The sequence below is a fragment of the Polaromonas sp. genome (assembly GCF_030680935.1).
Classification (GTDB): Bacteria; Pseudomonadota; Gammaproteobacteria; order Burkholderiales; family Burkholderiaceae_C; genus Polaromonas.
In genome coordinates, this window is the sequence record NZ_JAUXUP010000008.1 from 1 (window position 1) to 1,202 (window position 1,202).

The following is a 1,202-nucleotide window of genomic DNA, read 5'->3' on the forward strand; positions in this document are numbered from 1 at the left end:
TGCGTGAGCTGCAATTAAAAAACCGCATCGACGTCACACCCATGGCGACCTACAGCGCGATAGGCGGCCTGCCCCAGGACTTTCACCTGGTGCATCTGGGCGCGCGTGCGCTGGGCGGCGCGGCCATGGTGTTTGCCGAGATGACTGCGCCCTGCCCCGAAGGCCGCATCACGCCTGGCTGCCCGGGCCTGTGGAGCCATGAACAGATGCTGGCCTGGAAGCGTATTGTCGATTTTGCACATCGCTCGGGTGAAGGCGTGCGCATGGGCATGCAACTCGGCCACAGCGGCCCCAAGGGCTCGACCCAGCTTGGCTGGGACGCGCCCGACGAGCCCCTGCCTTCCGGCAACTGGCCACTGCTGGCCGCCAGCGCTGTGTCTTACGGCCCTGACAACGCCGTGCCGGCCGCGATGACGCGCGACGACATGGACCGAGTCCAGGCCCAGTTTGTCCAATCCGCCCTTTACGCGGCCGAAGCCGGTTTTGACTGGCTGGAGCTGCACTGCGCACACGGCTACCTGCTGTCGAGTTTCATCACCCCGCTGACCAATCTGCGCACCGATGACTACGGTGGCAATCTGGAAAACCGCTGCCGCTACCCGCTGCAGGTCTTCAGTGCAGTGCGCGCCGTGTGGCCGGCGCACCTGCCCATGAGTGTGCGTATTTCTGCGCACGACTGGGCACCGGGCGGCAACACCGCCGACGACGCGGTGGCCATCGCGCGCCTGTTCAAGGCGGCGGGCTGTGACTTCATCGATGTGTCTTCGGGCCAGACCACACGCGCCGCCAAGCCGGTCTATGGCCGCATGTACCAGACGCCGTTTGCCGACCGCATCCGCAACGAGGTCGGCATCCAGACCATCGCCGTGGGCGCCATCTCTGAGGTCGATCACGTCAACAGCATCATCGCCGCCGGCCGCGCAGATCTGTGTGCGATTGCGCGCCCCCACCTGGCCGATGCGGCCTGGACGCTGCATGAAGCGGCCAAGCTGCAAAGCCGGGCGGTGAGCTGGCCCAAACCCTACCTGAGTGGCCGGGACCAGCTTTACCGGGAGCTTTCAAAGCAAAAACAGGCCTGAGCCCTTACCCGGAAAGCATCGGTAGCTATCAAATAAATAGTAAATCAGGAGAGATGCCATGGACATGGAAGCACGAGGACACCGCGAACACCCGGAAGCGCTGCGCCTCTGGCTGCGCCTGCT

The 1,202-nt window shown here is 64.6% G+C and carries 1 pseudogene; it reads left to right on the forward strand.

Features of this window, described 5'->3' with window-relative positions:
• Positions 1 to 1,079: pseudogene (locus Q8L50_RS02215) on the forward strand (bifunctional salicylyl-CoA 5-hydroxylase/oxidoreductase); the annotation flags it as partial.
• Positions 1,080 to 1,202: the final 123 nt, after the last annotated feature.